This is a genomic window from Acidovorax sp. GW821-FHT10A04, assembly GCF_059415825.1.
This window is the reverse complement of record NZ_JBWKNZ010000002.1, coordinates 93752-115555: the sequence shown is the minus strand read 5'-3', so window position 1 is coordinate 115555 and position 21804 is coordinate 93752. Positions and strand designations below refer to the sequence as shown.

18 protein-coding genes are annotated in these 21804 nt (G+C 69.3%); 6 read left to right on the top strand and 12 right to left on the bottom strand.

Going from position 1 to position 21804, the window contains the following annotated elements; all coding sequences use genetic code 11:
• Positions 1–100 precede the first annotated feature (100 nt).
• The gene (gene ftrA / locus AC07PF_RS04950; protein ID WP_145693819.1) at positions 101–1090 is read left to right on the top strand and encodes a transcriptional regulator FtrA; all 990 of its coding nucleotides are present in this window, start codon (positions 101–103) and stop codon (positions 1088–1090) included.
• On the opposite strand, the gene AC07PF_RS04945 is transcribed toward ftrA, so the two are convergent.
• On the bottom strand, positions 1043–1960 hold the full coding sequence (locus AC07PF_RS04945; RefSeq protein ID WP_494611063.1) for a LysR family transcriptional regulator: 918 nt from the start codon (positions 1958–1960) through the stop codon (positions 1043–1045). The genes ftrA and AC07PF_RS04945 overlap by 48 nt on opposite strands.
• Before the next feature lie 111 nt (positions 1961–2071).
• Here AC07PF_RS04945 and AC07PF_RS04940 point away from each other — a divergent pair, with 111 nt between their 5' ends.
• Both AC07PF_RS04940 and AC07PF_RS04935 read left to right on the top strand, forming a co-directional pair.
• Entirely contained in the window at positions 2072–2716 is a 645-nt protein-coding gene (locus tag AC07PF_RS04940) for a glutathione S-transferase family protein (RefSeq protein WP_494611062.1), read from the top strand.
• A complete protein-coding gene (locus AC07PF_RS04935; RefSeq protein WP_494611061.1) occupies positions 2713–3684 on the top strand; it encodes a flavin-nucleotide-binding protein in 972 nt (323 codons plus the stop codon). The genes AC07PF_RS04940 and AC07PF_RS04935 overlap by 4 nt, the downstream gene beginning before the upstream one ends.
• On the opposite strand, the gene AC07PF_RS04930 is transcribed toward AC07PF_RS04935, so the two are convergent.
• The 9 genes from AC07PF_RS04930 to AC07PF_RS04890 all read right to left on the bottom strand — a co-directional run bounded on the left by AC07PF_RS04930 (position 3653) and on the right by AC07PF_RS04890 (position 13323).
• Positions 3653–4522: a TIGR03915 family putative DNA repair protein gene (locus tag AC07PF_RS04930; RefSeq protein WP_494611060.1), complete on the bottom strand. Its 870-nt coding sequence runs from the start codon at positions 4520–4522 to the stop codon at positions 3653–3655. The genes AC07PF_RS04935 and AC07PF_RS04930 overlap by 32 nt on opposite strands.
• 11 nt (positions 4523–4533) lie before the next feature.
• Entirely contained in the window at positions 4534–5811 is a 1278-nt protein-coding gene (locus AC07PF_RS04925) for a putative DNA modification/repair radical SAM protein (RefSeq protein ID WP_494611059.1), read from the bottom strand.
• Between the two features lie 77 nt (positions 5812–5888).
• A complete protein-coding gene (locus AC07PF_RS04920; protein ID WP_494611058.1) occupies positions 5889–6860 on the bottom strand; it encodes a Csu type fimbrial protein in 972 nt (323 codons plus the stop codon).
• Entirely contained in the window at positions 6857–9226 is a 2370-nt protein-coding gene (locus AC07PF_RS04915; protein WP_494611057.1) for a fimbria/pilus outer membrane usher protein, read from the bottom strand. Before AC07PF_RS04915 ends, AC07PF_RS04920 begins: the two co-directional genes overlap by 4 nt.
• On the bottom strand, positions 9213–9971 hold the full coding sequence (locus AC07PF_RS04910) for a fimbrial biogenesis chaperone (RefSeq protein WP_494611056.1): 759 nt from the start codon (positions 9969–9971) through the stop codon (positions 9213–9215). Before AC07PF_RS04910 ends, AC07PF_RS04915 begins: the two co-directional genes overlap by 14 nt.
• 62 nt (positions 9972–10033) lie before the next feature.
• Complete coding sequence (locus AC07PF_RS04905) at positions 10034–10603, bottom strand: spore coat protein U domain-containing protein (protein WP_494611055.1); 570 nt, start codon at positions 10601–10603, stop codon at positions 10034–10036.
• 135 nt (positions 10604–10738) lie between these two features.
• Complete coding sequence (locus AC07PF_RS04900; RefSeq protein ID WP_193353608.1) at positions 10739–11266, bottom strand: Csu type fimbrial protein; 528 nt, start codon at positions 11264–11266, stop codon at positions 10739–10741.
• Between the two features lie 402 nt (positions 11267–11668).
• Entirely contained in the window at positions 11669–12226 is a 558-nt protein-coding gene (locus tag AC07PF_RS04895; RefSeq protein ID WP_494611054.1) for a response regulator, read from the bottom strand.
• A gap of 212 nt (positions 12227–12438) precedes the next feature.
• The gene (locus AC07PF_RS04890; protein ID WP_494611053.1) at positions 12439–13323 is read right to left on the bottom strand and encodes a gamma-glutamyl-gamma-aminobutyrate hydrolase family protein; all 885 of its coding nucleotides are present in this window, start codon (positions 13321–13323) and stop codon (positions 12439–12441) included.
• A 272-nt stretch (positions 13324–13595) separates the two neighbouring features.
• Here AC07PF_RS04890 and AC07PF_RS04885 point away from each other — a divergent pair, with 272 nt between their 5' ends.
• The 3 genes from AC07PF_RS04885 to AC07PF_RS04875 all read left to right on the top strand — a co-directional run bounded on the left by AC07PF_RS04885 (position 13596) and on the right by AC07PF_RS04875 (position 19662).
• Entirely contained in the window at positions 13596–17210 is a 3615-nt protein-coding gene (locus AC07PF_RS04885; protein ID WP_494611052.1) for a TonB-dependent receptor domain-containing protein, read from the top strand.
• 7 nt (positions 17211–17217) lie between these two features.
• Positions 17218–19170: a CHASE2 domain-containing protein gene (locus tag AC07PF_RS04880; RefSeq protein ID WP_494611051.1), complete on the top strand. Its 1953-nt coding sequence runs from the start codon at positions 17218–17220 to the stop codon at positions 19168–19170.
• A gap of 141 nt (positions 19171–19311) precedes the next feature.
• Positions 19312–19662: an HPF/RaiA family ribosome-associated protein gene (locus tag AC07PF_RS04875; RefSeq protein ID WP_494604003.1), complete on the top strand. Its 351-nt coding sequence runs from the start codon at positions 19312–19314 to the stop codon at positions 19660–19662.
• 5 nt (positions 19663–19667) lie between these two features.
• Here AC07PF_RS04875 and AC07PF_RS04870 read toward each other — a convergent pair whose 3' ends face one another.
• Positions 19668–20645, bottom strand: a complete 978-nt coding sequence (locus AC07PF_RS04870; protein WP_494604005.1) for a PDR/VanB family oxidoreductase — start codon at positions 20643–20645, stop codon at positions 19668–19670.
• Positions 20642–21673, bottom strand: coding sequence for a Rieske 2Fe-2S domain-containing protein (locus AC07PF_RS04865; protein ID WP_494604007.1), 1032 nt, complete (start codon positions 21671–21673; stop codon positions 20642–20644). Before AC07PF_RS04865 ends, AC07PF_RS04870 begins: the two co-directional genes overlap by 4 nt.
• Positions 21674–21804 lie beyond the last annotated feature (131 nt).

Below are 21804 nucleotides of genomic sequence, written 5' to 3'. Positions count from 1 at the left end.
GCAACTGGCTCCTTGGATGGCGTTTCAGATGCCTCCAGTGTCGCCATGGGGTGCTTCTCCGGCCAGTGGCCGCCACGACAATCTTCGGTAACATTGCGCCATGCCCCACCTTGTCGCGATCCTGGCCTACGACCGCCTGTGCACCTTCGAATTCGGCTGCGCGGTCGAGCTCTTCGCGCTGGAGCGGCCCGAGCTGCAGGTGGACTGGTACCGCCACGCGGTGTGCGCGGTGGAGCCCGGCCCGCTGCGCGCCATGGGTGGTGTGCAGGTGCAGGCGCCGCATGGCCTGGCCATGCTGGCACGGGCCGACACCATCGTGGTGCCCGGTTGGCGCGATGCGGCCGAACGCCCGCCCGAGGCGCTGCTGCGCGCCTTGCAGCGCGCCTGGCGGCGCGGTGCGCGCATCTGCTCCATCTGCTCGGGCGTGTTCGTGCTGGCGCATGCGGGGTTGCTCGCAGGCCGGCGAGCCACCACGCACTGGCGCTATGCCGAGCGCCTGGCCCACGAGTTCCCCGACATCACGGTGGACGTCTCGGCCCTGTATGTGGACGAAGGCCAGGCCATCACCTCGGCCGGCTCCGCCGCAGGGCTCGACATGCTGCTGCACCTGGTGCGGCGCGACCATGGCGCGCGCGTGGCGAACACGGTCGCCCAGCGGCTCGTGATGTCGCCGCACCGCGATGGCGGGCAGGCGCAGTTCGTGCCGCGGCCCATGCCGTCTGCCGAGGTGAGCACCATCGCCCGCCTGCTCGACTGGCTGCGCGAGAACGCGCGCCAGGCCCACACGGTGGACTCCATGGCGGCGGTTGCGCAGATGAGCCGGCGAACGCTGCAGCGCCGCTTCAAAGAGAGCACGGGCCTGTCGCCGCAGGACTGGCTGGTGCGCGAGCGCGTGGCCATCGCCAAGGAGTTGCTCGAGACCCACCCGGCCATGCCCATCGATGCGGTGGCGGACCTCGCAGGCCTGGGTTCGCCCGAGTCGCTGCGCCGGCATTTCCGCCTGCACCGGCTGCCGGCGCCCTCGCGCTACCGGCAGAACTTTTCAGGCCTTGCGGGTGAGGCCACGGCCCTGCAGCACGGGCTCGGCTGACAACCGCTCGCGCGCGAACTCCACGAAGGCGCGCACCTTGGCCGGCGCACGCCGCCCCGCGGGGTAGACGATGTGCACGGGCACCGGCGGCGGCTCGTGCGCGGCCAGCACCACGCGCAACCGGCCCGCGCGCACGCCCTGCGCCGCCTGGTAGGCCAGGCAGCGCGTGAGGCCCAGGCCCGACTCGGCCGCGGCGATGTCCACCTCGTTGCTGTTGCTGACCCAGCTGAAATGCGGTTGGCCGACCACGCCGTCCTTGAACTTCCACGGCGAGACGCTGTTGTTGTCGAACGAGAAGCCGATGGCGCGGTGCGCCACCAGGTCAGCGGGGTGGCGGGGTTCGCCATGCTGCGCCAGGTAGGCGGGCGAGGCCACCACCAGCCGGCGCAATGTGCCCACCTGCACGGCGGTGAGGCCCGAGTCCGGCAGGTGGGCGATGCGCACCGCCACGTCCATGCCCTCTTCGAGCAGGTGCACCAGCCGGTTCACGAACAGGGTGCGCACCTGCACGCGGGGCTGGGCGTGCAGGAAGTCCTGCACGATGGGCGCCACATGCCGCATGCCGAACATGTGCGGCGCGGTGATGGCCAGCAGGCCTTGGGGATCGGCCTGTGCGCCGCGGGCGGCCTGCTCGGCCTCCTGCAGGTCGGTGAGGAGGGGCCGGCAATCGGCCAGGAAGCGCTCGCCCGCCTCGGTCAGGCGCACGGTGCGCGTGCTGCGCTGGAACAGCAGCACCGACAGGCGTGCCTCCAGCGTCGCAATGGCGCGCGTGACGGCGGTGGCTGACACGCCCAGGCGCCGCGCCGCCGCAGCAAAGCCTCCGGCATCGGCCACGGCGATGAAGCAGCGCAGGGTCTCCAAATGGTCCATTGTTGCGAAATCCGCAATTTTGATTGCCGCACTATGGCTATTCACGGCAGATTTGGCAATGGATATCGTGGAGACCTCTGTGTACTTCCCCTCCGACAAGGACCTCCGACCATGGCACTCTCCGCACCCCTCACGCTCTACCGCATGCCCATCTCGGGCCACAGCCACCGGGTCGAGCTCATGCTGTCCATGCTCGGCCTGCCCCACCAGCTGGTCCATGTGGACGTGATCGCCGGCGAGCACCGGCAGGCCGCCCACCTGGCACGCAACCCGCTGGGCCAGATCCCGGTGCTGGTCGACGGCGAGCTGGTGCTGTCCGACAGCAACGGCATCCTGGTCTACCTGGTGCAGCGCTATGCGCCCGGCAGCCACTGGATGCCGCAGGACCCGGTGGGCCAGGCCGGCCTGCAGCGCTGGTTCAGCCTGGCCGCCGGCATGCTCGCGCCCGGGGCATCGAGCGCACGCTTCGCCGCCATCATCGGCCGCGAACCGACCGAGGCGGCGCTCGCCATCGGCCGCCGGCTGTTCGACTTCATGGAGCCCGCACTCGAAGGGCGTGACTGGCTGCTAGGCGGTGCCCGCCCCACGCTGGCCGACATCGCCATGGTGAGCTACACCTCGCAGGCGCCGATCGGCGGGCTCTCGCTGGACAGCTACCCGCGCATCGCCGCCTGGGTCGCACGGGTCGAGGCCCTGCCGGGCTATGTGCCGCTGGCCGACCGCCTGCCAGCCCCTGACGCCGTGGTGCCGGCATGAGCGCCGGGGCCGCCGCAGCCTTCCACGTGGGCGAGCAGGCGCTGCAGGAGCGCGTGGGCGTGCGCGAGCGCATGGCCGCGGTCGGCCCCGTGGTGCTGCGCGACCACATGCCCGACCAGCACCGCGAACTGTTCGAAAAACTGCCCACGCTGCTGCTGGGCGCGCTCGACGACCAGGGCCAGCCATGGGCGACCATGGTGGCCGGGCCGCCGGGCTTCGTGCAGACGCCCGACGCCGGGTCCATGCACCTGGCCGTGGCGCCCGATGCCGCTGACCCGGTGCTGGCCCGGCTGGCACCCGGTGCGCCGGTGGGCGTGCTCGGCCTGGAGCCGCACACGCGCCGGCGCAATCGCATGAACGGGCGCGTGGCGGCCTTCGCTGCCCACGGGCTGGAAGTGGGCGTGGTGCAGAGCTTCGGCAACTGCCCCAAGTACATCCAGGCGCGCGCGCCCGGATTGCGCGCGGTGGTCACGCCACCTGCGCCGGCCCAGGTGCTGGGCCCGGGGCTCGATACTGCCGCGCTGGGACTGATCGCACGCAGCGACACGATGTTCATCGCCAGCGCCTCGGCGGCGCGCCCGGGAGCACGGCGCAATGAAGGCGTGGACGTATCGCACCGCGGTGGCGAGGCGGGTTTCGTGCATGCCGAGTACACGGCCGAGGGCCTGGTGCTCAGCCTGCCCGACTACCCCGGCAACCTGTTCTTCAACACCCTGGGCAACCTCGCGTTGCACCCGCAGGCCGGGCTGCTGTGGGTGGACTATGACGACGGCGGCCTGCTGCATGTGGCCGCCCGCGCCGAGCTGCTCTGGGACGAGGCTTCGCGTGCGCGCTGGCCCGGCGCGCAGCGCGTGCTGCGGCTGCAGGTGCTGGGCGGCATCTGGCGCGCGAATGCCCTGCCCTGGCGCTGGACGGCGGCCGAGCCCGCGCCGCAGTTCAGCGCGATGCGTGCGCGTGCGACGGGATGAGCGGCGCGATGGCCTTGCGCGGCGTGGTGGCCTCGGCCTCCACCATGCGCGCGCTGCGCTCGTGGGCGCCCCGGGTCAGCTCGGTGATCAGGGTGGCTTCAGGCAGGTTGTGCCAGTAGCGCTGCGGCATCTCCTTGCGCATCATGTTCGTCTTCAGGCGGGTGGGGTTGAAGATGTGGCGGTAGTAGGTGAGCCACAGGGCCTCGCCCGCATCGGCCGGCGGCGCATCGCTGCGCTGGCCGCCGGGGCCGACCTGCAGCGCCTTGCCGTCCCAGCGCACGCTGGCATCGGGTGTGAGGATGGCCCAGTGCATCTGCGTGAAGCGCCGCACGAAGAAGCCGGCATTGGCCTCGGTGATGAAGTGGTCGGGCTCGAACCAGGCCACCTGCACGGTCCGGCCCTCGCCGTCGGTCACCGGGCGAAAGCGCACGAAGGCGTGCATCTTGTGCATGTCGCGCGCCACGGCGCGCACCATGTGGTGGGCCTGCAGGCGGTCCGCGTCGAGCGGGTCGTGGCGCAGCCCGCGCTCGCGCGCCAGGCGCCACAGCAGCCGGTACATGAGTGCAAAGCGCGCCGGGTTGCGGTGCAGCACCAGGCGTTCGCACAGGCGCAGAAAATCCTCGGGGACGCGCGGTCCCGGGCCGCTTGCCGGGCGTGGCAGCGGATCCAGAGGCAGGCCTGGTGCCGCGGGGGCGGAGAACAGATCCTGCGGGGCGTCTTGCGCAGTGGACCACTCCACCTCTTGCGGCAGCGCACCCGCCTGCACCAAAGTGCGTGCGGCCTGGCGAAAGCCTGCCCAGTCGGTGGCATGCGCAAGGGTGACGGTGTGCCGGCCCATGGGGCTGCTTCTCAGTCGAACAGCTCGCGCTGCGCGGGAGGCGGGGCCATGCGGGCCGCCAGGTCGGCTGCATCCAGCGTGCGGCCCGGCCGGTAGTCGGCCGCCTCCACGAAGGGCAGCACCTTCTTGAGCGGCACGCGCAGCCGCGCCAGGTCGGCATGCCGCAGGCGGCGCACACGGCGCGCGGCCAGCAGGCGGTCCACGGTCTGCACGCCGAAGCCGGGCACGCGCAGCATCAGCTCGCGCGGGGCGGTGTTCAGGTTCACGGGGAAGCGCTCGCGGTGCGCAATCGCCCAGGCGAGCTTGGGGTCCATGTCCAGCGCCAGCATGCCGTCCTGGCCGGCGGGCACGATCTCGCCGTGTGCGAAACCGTAAAAGCGCATCAACCAGTCGGCCTGGTACAGGCGGTGCTCGCGCACGGTGGGCGGCGCGATCAGCGGCAGCGCGCGCGCCGCATCGGGGATGGGGCTGAAGGCCGAGTAGTACACGCGCCGCAACCGGTGCACGCCGTAGAGCCCGGCGCTGGTGGCCAGGATGGTGCGGTCGTCGGTGGCGTCGGCGCCCACGATCATCTGCGTGCTCTGGCCGCCCGGCGCGAAGTGTGGCGCCGGGGCCCGGCGGGCGCGCGCCGAGGCGGGCATGGACACCACCTTGGCGGCCGCCTGCTCCTTGCGCGCCTGCCGCGCGTCCTCGATGTGCACCGCCATGCGCGCCATCGAGCGTGCGATGGCTGCACCGTCCTTCTGCGGCGCCAGGGCCGTGAGCCCTTCGGGCGTGGGCAGCTCCACGTTGATGCTCAGCCGGTCCGCATGGCGGCCCGCGCGCTCCATGAGCTCGGGCGAGGCATCGGGGATGGTCTTCAAATGGATGTAGCCACGGAAGTCGTGCTCCTCGCGCAGCACGCGCGCCACCTCCACCACCTGCTCCATGGTGTAGTCGGGGCTCTGGATGATGCCGCTGGACAGGAACAGCCCCTCGATGCAGTTGCGCCGGTAGAAGTCCAGCGTGAGGGCCACCACCTCCTGCACCGTGAAACGGGCGCGCGGCACGTTGCTGCTGACCCGGTTCACGCAGTACAGGCAGTCGTACTGGCAGAAATTGGTGAGCAGGATCTTGAGCAGCGAGATGCAGCGCCCATCGGGTGCATAGCTGTGGCAGATGCCCATGCCCTCGGTCGAGCCCATGCCGCGTCCGCCCACGGAGTCGCGTGGCGCGGCACCGCTCGACGCGCAGGAGGCGTCGTACTTGGCGGCGTCGGCCAGGATGGCCAGTTTGGATTGCAAAATCACTGTATGAATTTACAGTGATTTTGGGGTTTTGGCCAGTGCAGGGTTATTCGCTGCGTTACCCGCAGGGCGGCTCAGAACTAGAACTCTACGTCCACCTTCACGCTGTCGGTGTAGGTGCCCACGGGCACGTTCGGCTGGTCTGCGTAGATGCTCGCGGTGTAGGGCATCACCTGCAGGGTCTGGCCATCGGCCACGCCCAGGCCCGCGGCGCGCGCTGTGCCGACGCTTCCCCACACACTGGCGTCGGGCTTGAAGATGTTGTATTGCAGCCGGCTGGTGCCGCTGGCCATTTGCCGTCGGACGCCGTTGAGGTTGTTGCCCGGGCTCAGCCCCACCGAGTAGGTCATGCCCTTGGTGCACAGCAGCGAGATGCTTTGCGCGACGGGGGTGAAGCCGCTGGGCAGGGGCGCCGATCCGAACTGGATGTCCGGCGCCGTGATGGTGCAGTCGTTGATGACCACCAGCGTCACGGTCAGGGTGCGGTCCACGTTGCCGTTGCGCACGTCGCCCACGCAGGCGGTGCCCACGGCAATGCCTTCGCAGATGTTGGCATAGGTCCAGTTCACGGTGATGTTGTCGGTGTAGGTACCTGCCGGCACGTTGGCGCCGGCGAGCGTACTGATCTTGATGCCGATGGTGGCGCTGTTGTTGCTCAGCAGCGAGACCGCGTTGATGCCGTTGAGGTCGATGATCAGCAGCCCCGAATTGAAGGTGCCGCCGCCCACCGGGCTGATCTCGTAGGGAACGGTGATGGTGCTGTTCAGGGTGTTCTTCAGGGTCAGGCCCGAAGTGGCGGAGGTGATCTTCGCCTTGAGTGTGGGGGTCGCGAACAGCGCCAGCACCACCACTCCGCAGCCGAGCTTGAAATCCGCGCTGGTGGTGATGGGCGAGCCGCTGCGCACCCGTTGCGAGGGGTGGGTACCCAGTGCGCCGCTGGTCTCGGTGGTGGCGCAAATGGCAAGCACCTGCATCGGGCAGCAGGCCAGCACCAGGCAGGTCCACAGGCGGCTCCAGCGCCGCAGGAAGGGATGAAGAAAACGGGTCGTCATCGCTCGGCTCCTTCCTGGGGGCGGGGCGCGGCAGGCAGACACCGGACGATCAGGTCGCGGGCCGATGCATACGCTGTTTCGGAAAAATCGGCCTGGCATGTCGCGCCCTCGGGCGTGCGCACCTGAAGGGAGTTCTGCGGCCGCAGCACGGTGAGGTAGACCACTCCGTCCCAGCCCACCACGGTCTGCATGTTCCCGGGCGCGTGCAGCACGGCGCTGCCGGCCTTCACGGGCGTGCCCTGGCCATCGACCAGCGTGATGGTGGCGGTGCGAAGCTTGAGCACCGGCAGCTCCACCAGCATGCCGGCATTGCGCGAGACGGACATGCGCCGCTCCAGGGCCGGGATGTCCACGTCGGCCGGCAGGGTGAGCGGGTCCACCGCATAGCGCCCCGGGTAGTAGGCGGGCACACTGGGTACCAGCAGGTAGCCCTGGGCGTTGGTGTGCCCGGCCAGCTGGTTCTCATACAGGATGGGCACGCCGGGCATGCCCTGGGTGGACACGAGCGCGAAGCCATCGTACACACGGTTGGCCGCGAACAGATGGCCGTCGATGCTGCCCAGCGAGCCCGACAGCGTGCCCCACTGCAGCGTCTGGCCGGGGCTGGCGCTCACGCCCCCCTCCACGCTCAGCGTGCTGTTGCGGTACTGCAGCGCGGCCTGGCTGTAGCGTTGCGGGCCGCCCGACAGCGTCTGCGCCACGTTCCAGCCATAGCCGCCTTCGGTGGGCATGGTGCGCTGGTAGCTGGCGTAGGTCTGGGTGGACTCGCGGTTCTTCGATGCGGACAGCTGGGCCGTCGAGCGGTCGCCGAGGAAGTAGGTGAGCTGCAGCCGCAACTGGTTTTCCCCGGTTTCCACGGTGCGCCCCGCAGTGACCGACAGGAAGGCGTTGGTCGCGACCGGCATGTTGTAGCTTGCGAAAGCCAGGCGGCTGCGCTCGTTCCTGGCATTGCGCATGTCCAGCCAGCCGCCCGTGACCGAGCCCGTGCCCAGGTTCCAGCTCACGCTCAGCTGGCGCGATCGCCGCGACAGCTGGTAGCCGTCGTCGGCATAGGTGCTGGCATCGCCGAAGCGCGCGTCACGCCCGGTCTGCTGGAATGAGAAGCCGGCGCGCGGCGTGTTGTACTGCCATCCTGCGGTGTACTGCCAGCCGCTGCCGGAGCGCGCCGTGGTGCCGCGCGTGAGCGATGCGTTGGCAATGCCCAGCATGCCCAGGCCGGCCATGCCACCGACGCCCGCCACGCCCAGCCCCTTGCCCAGTTGGGCCTGGGCCTCGATGGTGAAGCGGTCCGAAAGGCCTTGCCGGTACACGCCTGTGGCGATGGGCCGGCCGTACGCGAAGCTGCGCAGCCCGTAGGCCCGCCGCAAGGCGCCGAGCGAAACCGAATAGTCGGTCCAGCCGGGGCGCAGCAGCTCCCGGTTCACATAGAACGGAATGGTGGTATAGACCTGCCTGCCCAAGGCATCCGTGGTCACCATGGATGCCGTGCCGGCACCGCTGACGACGGGAAGCTCGCCCAGCGTGAACGGGCCTGACGCCACACGGTGGCTGGCGGCCTTGAAGCCATTGACGAACAGATCCACGGCCGAGGGCAGGGCCGCCTGGCCCGCAAACTCGGGCAGCGGGTAGGTGATGAGGTCGGGGCGCACGCCGAAGTTGCGCGCCCATTGCACGCCCGCCATGCGCACGGACGTGGTCCAGGGCAGCGAGTCGCTCACCAGGTCTCCGTAAGTTGTTTCCGTGGCATTGGCCGTATCGGCGCTGGTCCAGCGCGTGTCATGGCGTATGTAGCCCCGGTTACCACCGGTGGACTGCAGGCGCAGGATGCCGGTGTTGGAGATCACGCCGCGGGGACTGAAGTAGCGCTGCTCGGACCACAGCGAGGTGATCGATTGCACGCGCGAGTGGCTGGCGTACAGGTCGTAGTTGAGCAGCATGCCGCTGCCCGCAGCACTGGTGGGCGTCTCTTCGGGCGTCTCGTCGGCCAGGCGCTGCATGGGCAGCCACTGCGCGGGCACCGACAGGCGCAGCCGCTGGCCCAGGGCGTCGTAGTCGGCCGTGACGCCGGGGAGCGCATCGACCGCGACCCGTGCGCCTGCGGGCTGGCCGTTTTGCACATGCATCTGCCGCAGGGTCTGCGCCTCGATTTCGAAATGGGGGCCGCGCTGCAGCACTTCCACCAGTGCCCCCGACGCCTGGCCGTTGACCTCGATGTCGAGGTACAGCACCGTGGGCTCCGAGGCCGCATCGGACGCCGAAGGCGGTGGCGGCAGGGAGCCTGCAGACAGCTGTGCGGGCAGGAAGGCAAGGAGCACCAGTGCATGGCCTGCGCGGTTCCAGAAGCCAGGGCGTTCATCGCGGCGCACGGGGGAGCAGGGTGTCAACCCCGTTGATCGTGGCCTTGAGCTCCGGGTTGGCCGGCGGTGGCGCCTCCAGCTCCCACCGCATCTGGCTGCCTGGCAGCACATAACCCATGAGGCCTTCGTTGATCGCGATGGTGCCCCGGCTACCGGTATTCCATTGCACGGAGGTCAGGCGGGCGTGGCCCGCCCCCTGGTTGCGCACCACGAGCTGGTGCCGGTTGCCCTGCCTGGTGGCGTGCCAGGTGAGGGACGGTGGCAAGGGCTTGCCCTTGCCACCAGCGAGCAGGGGCTTGGTCGGCCGAAACGGCTGCGCCCCCTCACCATAGACGAACAGCGGGATGGCATAGCGCACGTTCAGGCGGATGCCCATGCCGGTCTCGGCGCCGGTGGGCTTTTGCGCCGAATCGTCGGGGGCGGGCAGCTCGTCGATCACCACCCGGTAGGCTTCCTCCAGGCCCATGGGCGGGCGCCGGGCGGCGATCAGGCGCACCATCTGCCGCTTGCCAGCCGGCACCACGCTGATGGGCGGGCTGGCCACCACGTCCTTTTGCGCGGAGAAAAACTCCTCGCCATCGGTCTGGCTCCAGTCCAGCACCCGGACCTGCAGGGAGACGGAAGCGGTGCCGCGGTTCTCCAGCCAGACGGCCACGGCCTGCTGTTCCTCGGTGATCACCGGATCGACCGGCCAGATCATCAACGGGGTCGCGGCCTGTGCCCAACTGGCGCAGGCCGCGAGCGTGACCACCATGCGGCATGCAGTGCGAAGCAGCCAGGCAGCTGCAGAGGGGAAAGTCGGAAAGTGGTGTGCTTTCACCATGTCACGGTCACCTGCACCGTGTCCACGTAGGTCCCGGCCATGGCGGCGGCACCGGGCAGGACCAGGCTGCCCCGGATGGGCAGGGCCGTCGGCGTCGTGCCCATGGTGATGCCGACCGCCACGTTGGGCGTGAGGGCGGTCACCGTGCCGGCCACCAGCGACAGCGTATAGGGAATGAACTGGCCGGCCCCGTTGGACAGTCGGCGCTGTGCGCCCTGCAGGTTCAGGCCGCCGTTCACGCTGACCTGCGCCGCCGTGCCGGCGGTGCATACCAGCTTGGCCTGCATGCCCATGTCGTTGCTGGCCATCGCAGTCACCGAGCCGGTGCTGACCGCGGAATGCGTGCCGAAGTTGACGGAACCGAAGGGCACGCCCGCCACCTGCGACGAATTGCCGAACACGATGCAGCCATTGACGATGGTGGCATTCACCGCAAAGGAGGGGCTGGTGGGCACCGTCGCGGCCATCGCCGCCAGTGACGCGCACAGCAACGACAGCGCGACGGCCGCCTGCGGGCCGGCCCGGCCTGCGGCGCGCAAGTACCTACCTGCACGTGCATGCATTTCTTGAACCATTGATGATGCTCCCTCGGCCGCCCGCCACGGCCTGTGGTGTGAACGCTCCCGCGCTCTTCGCACACCCCTTCCCTGCTGTCTCTGTCTCCTGGTAGTTGCGGCCGGTGGTCCGGCGCCCGGAGATCAGTAGGTCAGCGTGATCTGCAGCGTATCCGTGTACATGCCCGCTGGCAGCGCCGAGGGGTCTGACTTGTTGATCTGGCCATAGATGGGCAGCGCAAAGGCCACGCCGTTGGCCGGCACCGTGATGCCTGTGACCGCCGCTCCCGTCGGGTAGGCCTGGCTGTGCCCCGCGTCGCGGAACACGTCATACGGAATGTAGGCTGCCGTGCTGCCGTTGCGCATGGCGCGGCTGCCGGCGCCGATGGTGTTTCCCTGGCCGGCATACGAGCCCGGACCCACCTGGATGCTGATGCCCAGCACGTCGGGCGAGCACACGATCTGCGTGGGGCCCGAGACGCCTTCTCCGCCGGAGGCCGTGGCGTTGACGATGCCCGTGAAGGTGCTGGGTTTGGTGCCGAAATCCAGCAGACCGAAGTTCACACCGGCAGCGTTGCCCGAGCTCCCCGCAATCACGCAACCCGCCGTGAGCTGGATCTGCGATTGCAGGGTACCGGTGAGCGTGCCGGCCACCGTCGGCCATGCCAGCATGCCGGCCGCCAGGACCAGTGCCGCTGCGTAGCGCTTTCGATGGGGTGCTGACCCGTTGGCAGGGGTTGGGTGCAGGTCCTCCACCGGGTGTGGCGTCTGTCGCTTTCGCACGGTTGCTCGCATGCTGTCCTCCTCTCAAAGCCGGAAGAAAGGCAGAGGGGGCCCTGCTGGAAGGCCTCCTTTGCCACACAACTACGAGGCCACCTTGCACCGTTGTTGGGCAAACGTCCAGCTTTTTTTTACCCGTGGTGGGCGCGGGCGCTTTGGACGCGCTGGCGCTGCTGTTACTCGCAGGGCGACGAACGTGATGTGAGGGCGTTGATCCGCCTGGGGTTATGGGTCGGCTGCGGCGGCCGCCAGAATGGCCAGCGTAAAGCGGGGCCGCTCAGGTCCGCCGCGGGATCAGAAAGGGCCGGGTGGCACGTCTGTGGCGGTGCCGCCCGGAGCGGCACCGCTGCGCCGGGGAATGAGCTGCCCGTCGAGCAAGGCTTCGATGCGGGCGAAAATCTCATGGCGCGAGAATGGCTTCTTCATGAAATCGTCAGCGCCGATCCGATTGGCATAGAACTGCTCGGTGGCGTGCTCGTTGCCGCTGATCATGATCACCGGGATGTGCTGCGAGGCGGGCAGCCTGCGAATGGTGCGCAGCGCATTGAACCCGTTCATACCCGGGAGGATGATGTCCAGAAAGACCAGGTCGGGTGGTTCCTCGGCGATCAGGGCCAGGCCCTGCTCGGCATCCAGCGCCTCGCGGGTTTCATAGCCTGCCGAGACCAGCGTCTTGCGCAGGACGGCGACAACGGTCGGCGAGTCGTCGATGATCAGCACCTTCGTGCCTTTGCGCGCATTGACGCGCCTGTGCTTGCGCCGCTCCAGGGGGGCTGCGGCATGTGCAGGGGGGGCGTCTGGACGTTCCGTCGTCTTGCGCATGCCGCCCAGAAGGCGATTCAGGATACTCATGGTGCGGGCTCGTTTCTCGCTGGATGGCGGCTCAGCAAGCACCCAGTATCCAGGATGTTGGGTTGTGGCCGAACAGGTTAGCGTTTTGTTAGCCTCTCCCAGTGAGGAAAACTAGGCGCTTTCGCTACTTTTGCGTGGCGATTGATTGGACGGTGTTGCCGTCCGGCCACCGGTACTACCCCACTACGCGGGCAAGGCACAGCCTCCCGGCGTTACTCCCCGGCCTTCTGCCTGTCCTTGCGCAACGCCCGCCGCAACAGGCGGGTGGCGCGGTCACGCAAGGGCGAAGCATGGTGCTCCAATGGGGCCAGCGCCTTGGCCTTGGCGCATGCGGCGAGAAAATCCTCGAGGATGGCGGTGTCGTCCAGCGTGTCGGAGCCCACCTTGTGGAACTCGGGGTGCCATTGCGTGGCGGCGATGTAGCCGCGCCCTGGGGCAGGCTTGAGACGAATGGCTTCAGGCACGCCATCTGGCTCGCTCAGAGCCTCCACCTCGAAGTCCGGCGCCACCCGCTTGATGCCCTGGTGGTGGATGCTGTTGACCCGTGCACGGGGGGTGTTGGGGTACAACTGGGCAAGGCGCGAGCCGGCCACGATCTCGATGTCATGAAAATGCTGGTCGTAGGTGGTGGCGTTGCGGTGCTGCTGGGCGCCGGGGTGCTGGAACTCGATGTCCTGGTAGAGAGCACCGCCGAAGGCCACGTTGATCAGCTGCAGGCCCCGGCAGACGCCGAAGATGGGCTTGCGCACCTCGGCGAAGGCCTTGACCACGGCCAGGTCGTACAGGTCGCGCACGCGGTCGCCTACCCATTCCTCGCGCAGGGGCTCCTCGCCGTAGTTGCCCGGCCAGACGTCCGCGCCCCCGTGCATCACCACGCCATCGAGCCAGTCGGCATAGTGGGCCAGCGTGACGTCGCCGCGCGCGGTTTCACCCGTGGGGCAGGGCACCATCACCACCATGGCACCGGCGGACATGAGCCAGTGCGCGATGGACTGCTCGACGTACTGCAGGGTCTTGCCGGTGAACAGGGCACGGGCGGGATCGGCGTGCTGGAAACAGGCGGACAGGCCGATCTTGAGGCGGGGGGCTGCGGGCATGGATGGGGCTCCGTAAGCATGTGCACCAGGCGCTGCACATGCAAGGCAATAGGTATTTACGTTGTAGCACCCGCTCCCGGCGCCGTCTGTAGGAAAGGGCCGTGCACGCCCCTGCCTGCGCCACGCGGTGCTATGAAATGTGGCTTTCTTCATGAAATGGCGATTTGCCGGCTGCGCGCCTTGCGCTGCGACCAGCCCCGTTTCCGATAATTTGGTAACCGGGTGTGACCTGCGGCCTGCGCTGCTCGTCCACCCCAAACAACAAGGCACCCATGCGCCATCCCACGATGCACCTTTCCGCGTTGGCCGCGCTCCTGGCCCTGGCCTGGCCACCCAGCCATGCCGCCGTGCCCCCGGGCGCCGCGGCCGAGATCGTGGGCCTGCAGGGCCTGGGCGAGCAGCGCGCCGCGGCCACGCCGGACTGGAAGCCGGCGCGCCAGGCCCAGGCGCTGGCGGCCGGTGACTTCGTGCGCACGCGCGAAGCGGCGCGCATGGCCCTGCTGTTTGCCGACGACACCCAGTTGCGCCTGCACCAGAACACCGTGCTGCAGGTCAAGGCCGTGGCCACGACCGCGCAGCCGATGACCACGCTGATGCTCAGCGCCGGCCGGGCCTGGACGCAGACGCGCCGCGCCGACGGCAGCCGCCTCACGCTGGAGACGCCCGCCGCCACGGCCGCGATCCGCGGCACGGACTGGGACATCGAGGTCGCTGGCGATGGGCGCACGCTGATCACCGTGCTCTCGGGCACGGTGGAGTTCGGCAATGCACAGGGGCAGGTGTCGGTGGCGGCCAACGAGGCCGCCTACGCCGATGTGGGCCAGGCACCGGTGAAGATGGTGCTGGGCCAGCCGCGTGACCGCATCCAGTGGGTGAATGCGCTGCGCGCCGACGCGTTGCCCTCGCTGGCTGCGCAGGGTGCGACCGATGGGGGCATTCCCGCCGCGCTGGAGCCGGTGCGCAAGGCATTGGCCCGGCGCGATGCCGCCGCAGCCTCCGGGGCGCTGGCGCAGGTCCGCAGCCAGGTGCCGGCAGGCTGGGCCGCCGCGATGGAATCCGCCGTGGCACTGCAGGCGGGCGACCTGCAGGCTGCGCGCAGCCAGCTGGCGCGCCAGGTCGATGGTGCGGGCCAGGCGCCTGTGCTCGTCGCCTGGCTCATGCAATCGGACCTGCAACTGCTTGACGGCGATGGACCCGCCGCCGTGAGCACCCTGCGCACGGCGCTGGCTCGGCACTGGCCCGCGCATCCCGCCCTGGTGGCCCAACTGGCGCGCGTGCAACTGCTCACCGACCGGGTGGACGAAGCCCAGGCCACGCTGGCGGGCGCCGGCACGGGCGATGCCAGCCTGGCGCTGGTGCGCGCCGAACTGGCCCGGCGCCAGGGCGATGGGCCGGCGGCCATTGCGGCCTACACCGAGGCCACGGTACACATGCCAGGCGACGCACGGACCTGGCAAGGGTTGGGCAGCGCGCATGTGGAACGCGAGGAGACCGACCCCGCGCGCAAGGCGCTGGGCCAGGCGCTGGCACTGGATGCGCAGGCGCCGGGGGCGCAGGGTGAACGGGGCACGCTGGCGACCTTCGTCAACCAGTTCACCGAGGCGGGCCTGGCGTTCGGGACCGCGCTGCGCGACAACCCGGCCGACTATGTCGCGCTGACCGGCCAGGGGCTGATGCACCTCAAGCGCGGCCAGACGCAGGCCGCGCTCGATGACTTCCTGCGTGCCGGCGTGATGGAGCCGCGCTATGCGCGCGCCAAGGTCTGGACGGCGGTGGCCTACTACCAGCTCGGGCGCACGCCCGATGCGCTGGCCACGCTGCGCCAGGCCAGTGCCCTCGACGACAAGGATCCCTTGCCCTACCTGCTGCTGGCGCAGATCCAGACCGACCTGTTCCAGCCCGGCGATGCCGTCGAGTCCGCCCGCGCGGCCGTGCAGCGCATGCCCTACCTCAAGTCGCTCAACCAGGTCGCCAACGACCAGAAGGGCAGCGCCAACCTCGGCGCCTCGCTGGCCTTCTTCGGCATGGAGGACTGGGCGCTGGAGCTGGCGCAACAGAGCTTTTCGCCCTACTGGGGCGGCAGCCACCTGTTCCTGGCCGACCGCTACCGCGGCGAATTCGCCAAGAACTCGGCCCTGTTCCAGGGCTTTCTGACCGACCCCATGGCCTTCGGTGCCAGCCAGTTGCATTCCTCGCTGCTGCAGCGCCCGGGCAGCCATGGCGCGCTGGGCCTGCTGCTGGACCGCGACTTCTACCGCATGAGCGCGCCCTCGCTCACGCTCAACGGCATGGACAACAGCCACTTGCCGGTGTCCTGGTTCCTCAAGGCGCAGAGCGCGCGCGCCAGGCGTTCACCGATCGACGTCGGGGTGTTCAATGTGCCGGCATTCCACGATCCCTCGGGAACGGCGGACATCGGTGCCGACGTGCTCACCGTCGGCCTGGGGCTGCAGCCCAGCGAACGCCTGAACCTGTTCGCCTACGCCAACCAGTACGACGTGGCGCTTCAGGGCCGCAACCGGCTGGACCTGTGGGGCGATGGCTCCGAGGTGCGGCAGACCACGGCGGACAACCGGGCGCGCCTGGGCGTGGCCGGGCTGTCGTACCGCTGGAGCCCGGTGGAGCAAACCTGGCTCAAGCTCGGGCGCAGCAGGGAGCGCAACCGCGCCGACAACTTTCCCACCCTGTTCCTCTTTCCGCCGCTGGCGGCCCTGGGCGGGCTGAAGGCCTCTCCCGAGAAAGCCCTCACCGATCTGCAGCTGCGCCACAGCGTGGACCCGCAACCCGGGCAGCGCTGGAGCGTGGCCCTCGAGCATGTGGCCGAAAAGCAGTCCAGCGAGGTGATCGGCTACGGCCCCCTGGTCCGCCAGGACAGCGGCGCCCGGCCGGACATCCTGGTGTTTGCCGGCGTCAATGAGATCGACCGGCGCTATACCGGCCTGACCCTGGCGGGCAGCCAGCAGTTCACGCCCGACCTGTTGCTCGACGGCGCCCTGGGGCTGCAGCAGATCCGCCATCGGGTGCGCGGCGGCAATGCGGTGGGCCTGCTGATCCGGGACGTCAGCGAATCGGGCCAGGCCCGGCGCAGCGACACGGAAAGGGTGGCGACACCGCGCGTGGGTGTGGTGCTCACCCCGGCGGAAGGTACCACGCTGCGCATGGCCTACCAGGACTGGCTGCGCCCGCTGAGCGCGTCCACCCTCACCAGCGTGGAGACGGCCGGCATTCCCGTCGAGGACCGCATGGTGGAGGCCGGCGGGCGCCATCGCCGAACGGTGGCCCAACTGGGCATGGAGATCGATGGGCGCACCTTCCTGAGCCTGCGCGCCGACCACCTGCGCGTGCGCAACCCCGGCGTGATCGGGGTGGACCTGCGCACACCGAGCATGCCTTTCCTGGAGGAGATGCGCAATGCGCAGCTCATCAACCTCTCGACCACCGACGTCCTCGAAGGCACGCCGGGCTTCGAGGAAGGCACGCTGCAGGCCCTGGGGGCCGGCGTCAACCGCATGTTCAGCCGCCAGTGGTCGGGCTATGCCAAGTACCTGTACCAGCACAGCAGCAGCCAGTACCTGGACAGCACCAGCAACAGCATGGTGCGCGACCTGCGCATCCCCTACATCCCGCGCCACACGGCCGTGATCGGGGCCACCTGGGCCAGCGCGCAGCGCCTGTACCTGAGTGCCCGGGCGGTCTACCGGTCCGAGCGCTTCGAGGACAAGCAGAACCTCACGCGCCGCCCGCCGGGCTGGAACCTGGACCTCGTGGGCTACTGGGAGACACAGGACAAGCACTGGGTGGTGGGCGCCGGGGTGCTGAACCTCTTCGGAGACCGGACGCCACGCCAGACCGTCCGGTACGTGATCGATGCGCGCTACCGCTTCTAGGGGCGTCTTGCGCGAAACGGCGCTGGCGCTGGCGGCCAGCGCGCTGGTGCTGCTGCTGGTCTGGGCTGCCACGTTCACGCGGCCCTGGCATGCACTGGAGTTCAAGACCTTCGACGTGCTCACGGCATGGGCTGCGCCACAGCGCGCTGCTTTCCCGGCCGTGATCCTCGCGATCGACGAGCCGACCTTCCAGGAGCTGCAGCAGCACTGGCCTTTTCCGCGCAGCCTGCATGCGCGCCTGATCGAGCGCGTGCATGCCGATGGTGCAGTGGCGATCGGGATGGACGTGGTGTTCGCCGACCCGAGCAGCGAGGAGGACGATGCGGCGCTGGAACGCGCGGTGGCCATGGCCGCGCCGGTCATGCTGGCCTCGGCGCGCGAAAAGATCGACAGCGGCAACGCCACGCTGTGGACCGATGTGCCGCCGCTGCAGCGCCTGCTGGCCGCAGGCGGGCAGGCCGGCAGTTCGCTGGTGCAGCCCGACGACGATTTCGTGGTGCGCCGTGCCTTCGGCGACGGGGACAGCCTGGCCATGCTCCTGGCGCGGCGCGTGGCCGGCGCGCGCTCAGAAGGGCTGCAGCCCGCCGAGTGGCTGGCCTACCGGGGCCCGCGCGGCAGCTTCGACACGCGCTCGTACTACCAGGCGCTGGAGCCGGGCCTGCTGCCGCCCGGCTTCTTCAAGGGCAAGATCGTGCTGGTGGGGCGCTCTGCGCTGAGCGCCTCGGACCTGGAGAGCCGGCGTGCCGACATGTTCAATTCGCCCTTCGGCACTGCCGCAGGGGACCGCCTCTTTCCCGGCGTGGAACTGCAGGCCACGCAGGTGGACAACCTGCTCGCGGGCGACGGCCTGCGCAGCGCGCCAGGGCACTGGACTCCCGTGCTGCTCCTTCTCATGGTGCCGCTGGTGATCCTGGCCGGCCGGCGCCTGCACACGGGCTGGGCGATCGTGCTGATGGCGGCGCTGGTGCTGGCGATGGCGCTCGCCTCGTGGCTGCTGTTCGCCCATGCACGGCTGTGGTGGCCGCCGCTGATGCCGATGGCCGCGGCCCTGGGGCTGACGGGTGCCACCGCCCTGGTGATCTACGCGACGGTGCGCCAACGGGCGCAGCAGACCCGGGCCATGTTCGCCCAGTATGTGCCGCCCGAGGTGGTGGCGCGCCTGGTGGCCGAGCCCGAACTGATGCGCCTGGGCGGCGAGGTGCGCGAGGTGACCATCATGTTCACCGACCTGGCCAACTTCACCACCCTGTCGGAGCAGCTCAGTGCGGAGCAGACGGTGGAATTGCTCACGGGCTACTTCGACGCCATGACGCCCATCATCCATGCCAGCGGCGGCACGGTGGACAAGTTCATCGGCGATGCGGTGATGGCCTTCTGGGGCGCGCCGCTCGATGATGCGCAGCACGCCGAGCATGCGGTGCATGCGGCCCTGGACATGCAGCAGGCCATGGAAGCGCTGGTGGCCGATCTGCGCGCGCGCGGCCTGCCGCCGCTGCAGATGCGCATCGGCCTGCACACGGGGCGGGTGGTGGTGGGCAACGTGGGCTCGCAGCAGCGCTTTTCGTACACGGTGATCGGCGATGCGGTGAACCTCGCGGCGCGGCTGGAGGGCGCGAACAAGGCCTTCGGCACGGGCATCCTGCTGTCGGAAACGACGGCGCGGCAGTTGCCGGCCGTCCTGCCGGTGCGTGTGCTCGACGAGGTCATCGTCAAGGGCCGGGCCGAGCCGGTGCGTGTCTTCACTCTCTGTGCCGACAGCGAGGCCTGCATGCTGTCCGCGGCGGCCCTGGACGCCTTCCAGGCCGGCGATGCGACAGCGGCTGCGGCCCACCTCGACCAGTTGCTGCAGCGTTGCCCCGGCGACCCGGCCGCGCTGCGCCTGCAGGCCCGGCTGGCCGAGGCGGCGGCGCTGCCGCCGGGCGTGCCCTGGCAGACCGCGGTGGCGCTGGAGAAGTTGTAAGAACCTGTGTCTCACAGGTTCTTACGTGCACGGCTCGCGTTGCGGCGGCTTTGGTGCCACCATGGGGCATGGTCGAGGTACCGCGCCGCGTGCGGCGAGGGCCAGTGCCTTTTCTTCCGGACCCACCCAAGGAGCACCAGCATGCAAGTACAAGTCAACACCGACGACCACATCAACGGCAGCGATTCACTGGCCCAATGGGTGACGGACGAAGCGAAGTCCCGGCTGTCCCGCTTCCAGGACCATGTGACGCGGCTGGAGGTGTTCCTGTCCGATGTCGATGCCGGCAAGTCGGGCGCCAAGGACAAGCGCTGCCGCATCGAGGCGCGCGTGACCGGCCGCCAGCCCGTGACCGTGACGGACGAGGCCGACAAGATGGCGAATGCCTTCATCGGCGCCACCGACAAGCTGGCGCGTGCGCTCGACACCGACCTGGGCCGTGCCAAGGACCGCCATGGCCGCGACACCATCCGCACGGCCGAAGCGGAATAGGGCGCTTAAAGGTCCAGCACCAGCAGCTTGCCCTTGGCCCGCGAGCAACAGGGCAGGCACTGCTCGTTCGTCGCCCGCTCCTCGTCGCTGAGGTACATGTCGCGGTGGTCCACCTCGCCTTCGAGCACGCGCGTAAGGCAGGTACCGCAGACACCTTGCTCGCAGGAGGTCATGATGTCCACACCGTGGGTGCGCAGCGCATCCACGATGGAGATGTCGGCCGGGATCGTGTAGGTGCTGCCCGTGCTGGCGATGCGCACCTCGAAGGCGCCGTCGCCCGAGGTGTCCTGTGCGGGCGCGCCGAAGTATTCGAGGTGGATGCGGTCGGCCGGCCAGCCCAGGTTCTTCGCGGTGTTCACCACATGGTCGATGAAGCCGGCAGGGCCGCAGACATACAGGCGTGCGTCTGGCGTGATGTCGGCCAGCACGGCCATGAGGTCGAGCTTCTGCTCGGGCCCGCCCTCGTCGGTGTGGACCCGCACGTGCGGTGCAATGGCCGACGCTGCGATCTCCTGGGCAAATGCCGTGCGCGCCGCTGAGCGCGTGCAGTAGTGCAAGGTGAAGTCGGCGCCGGTGTGGGCCAGGCGTTCGGCCATGCACAGCAGCGGCGTGACGCCGATGCCCCCGGCCAGCAGCAGCGTGCGCCGCGCCGGGTGCAGTTCGAAATGGTTGCGCGGCGTGCTGATGGTGAGCATGTCACCCTCGTGCACGGCATCGTGCATGCCCGCCGAGCCGCCGCGCGAGGCCGCGTCGCGCAGCACGGCGATGCGGTAGCGGTGCTGCTCGCTGGCGCTGTTGCACAGTGAATACTGGCGCGTTATCTGGCTGGAGCCACTGGGCACGTGCACATCGATGTGCGAGCCGGCGCTGAAGGCGGGCAGCGGCGCACCATCGGGTCGGGCCAGCTCGAAGCTGGCGATGCCCTCGGCCTCGACCTGCTTGCGCACCACGCGCACCTGCAGGGTTTCCTGGGCGGCCGTCATGCCGCCTGCTCCGCGGCCAGGGCGCGATCGATCACCTTGCGCGACTGCACGCCACCGGCGTCGATGTTGAGCATGAGCAGCTTGCGCTCGGGGTAGCGCAGCAGGTTCAGCTGCTGCAGCTCCAGCATCTCGCGGTCCTCGGAAAAGATCTTGCCCTGGCCTTCGCGGATCTGCGCGGTGAGGGCCGGGTCCTCGGGCTTGAAGTGGCGCGCCATGCCCCAGAAGTAGTGGATCGAGGTCTCGGTCTCGGGCGTGATGAAGTCGACCACGATGCTCGAGGCCTTCTTGTCCGCCGGGGCGTCGTAGCCGCCATGGCCGGCGAGCGCCACGCCGACCTCGATCAGCACGTGGCTCGGCGGCGTGAAGTGGCAGACCTGCCAGCGGTCCACGGGCTGGTCGTCAGGCAGGCCGTTCATGCGCAGCGCCATCTGCCAGAACGGGGGCGCCTGGATGTTCTCCATGAAGCGGCTGGTGATGACCTCGTCGCCTTCGACGCGCGTCTTGCACGGCACCTCGTCGATTTCCTTCTGGCCGATGCTGTTGGAGTGCACATAGGTCTCGTGCGTCAGGTCCATCAGGTTGTCGACCATCAGCCGGTAGTCGCAGGCAATGTGGTAGAGCCCGCCGCCATAGGCCCACTCGGGGCTCTCGGCCCATGCGAGGTGGTGGATCTTGGCGGGGTCGGCCTGCGCGGCATCGCCGGGCCAGACCCAGATGAAGCCGTAGCGCTCCACCGCCGGAAAGTTGCGTGTGCGCGGAAAGCCCTGCACCCGCTGGCCCGGCATCGAGACGGCCTTGCCATCGCAGCCCACGCGCAGGCCGTGGTAGCCGCACATGAGCTGGCCATCGCAGACCTTGCCCAGCGACAGGGGAGCGCCGCGGTGGGGGCAGAAGTCGTCGAGCGCCGCGACCTGGTCGGGCGCCGGGCGGTAGAAGACCATCTTCTCGCCGCAGATGGTGCGGCCCAGGGGTTTGTCGGCAATCTCGTCGGGGGTGCAGGCGACGTACCAGGCGTTCTTGGGAAACATGATGCTTGTCTCTCTCCGTGGGGGAAGGATGTGTCGCGCCGCAGGCCTGTATACAGGCAGCCTGCGAATCGCTGTATTCGCAGGGGGATTGTGCGAAAAAGCCCGATTTCTGTATACATAAGAAAGCCATA

Bases quoted from the DNA above. Each gene is read 5' to 3' on its own strand.
- AC07PF_RS04910 (WP_494611056.1), bottom strand. From the start codon at position 9,971: ATGGTGGTCACGCTCGCGGCCTGCGCCAGTTGGGCACAGGCCGCGACC.
- AC07PF_RS04870 (WP_494604005.1), bottom strand. From the start codon at position 20,645: ATGACGGCCGCCCAGGAAACCCTGCAGGTGCGCGTGGTGCGCAAGCAG.
- AC07PF_RS04935 (WP_494611061.1), top strand. From the start codon at position 2,713: ATGAGCGCCGGGGCCGCCGCAGCCTTCCACGTGGGCGAGCAGGCGCTG.
- AC07PF_RS04930 (WP_494611060.1), bottom strand. From the start codon at position 4,522: ATGGGCCGGCACACCGTCACCCTTGCGCATGCCACCGACTGGGCAGGC.
- AC07PF_RS04885 (WP_494611052.1), top strand. From the start codon at position 13,596: ATGCGCCATCCCACGATGCACCTTTCCGCGTTGGCCGCGCTCCTGGCC.
- AC07PF_RS04895 (WP_494611054.1), bottom strand. From the start codon at position 12,226: ATGAGTATCCTGAATCGCCTTCTGGGCGGCATGCGCAAGACGACGGAA.
- AC07PF_RS04865 (WP_494604007.1), bottom strand. From the start codon at position 21,673: ATGTTTCCCAAGAACGCCTGGTACGTCGCCTGCACCCCCGACGAGATT.
- AC07PF_RS04920 (WP_494611058.1), bottom strand. From the start codon at position 6,860: ATGACGACCCGTTTTCTTCATCCCTTCCTGCGGCGCTGGAGCCGCCTG.
- AC07PF_RS04900 (WP_193353608.1), bottom strand. From the start codon at position 11,266: ATGCTGGCATGGCCGACGGTGGCCGGCACGCTCACCGGTACCCTGCAA.
- AC07PF_RS04890 (WP_494611053.1), bottom strand. From the start codon at position 13,323: ATGCCCGCAGCCCCCCGCCTCAAGATCGGCCTGTCCGCCTGTTTCCAG.
- ftrA (WP_145693819.1), top strand. From the start codon at position 101: ATGCCCCACCTTGTCGCGATCCTGGCCTACGACCGCCTGTGCACCTTC.
- AC07PF_RS04875 (WP_494604003.1), top strand. From the start codon at position 19,312: ATGCAAGTACAAGTCAACACCGACGACCACATCAACGGCAGCGATTCA.
- AC07PF_RS04940 (WP_494611062.1), top strand. From the start codon at position 2,072: ATGGCACTCTCCGCACCCCTCACGCTCTACCGCATGCCCATCTCGGGC.
- AC07PF_RS04905 (WP_494611055.1), bottom strand. From the start codon at position 10,603: ATGCATGCACGTGCAGGTAGGTACTTGCGCGCCGCAGGCCGGGCCGGC.
- AC07PF_RS04945 (WP_494611063.1), bottom strand. From the start codon at position 1,960: ATGGACCATTTGGAGACCCTGCGCTGCTTCATCGCCGTGGCCGATGCC.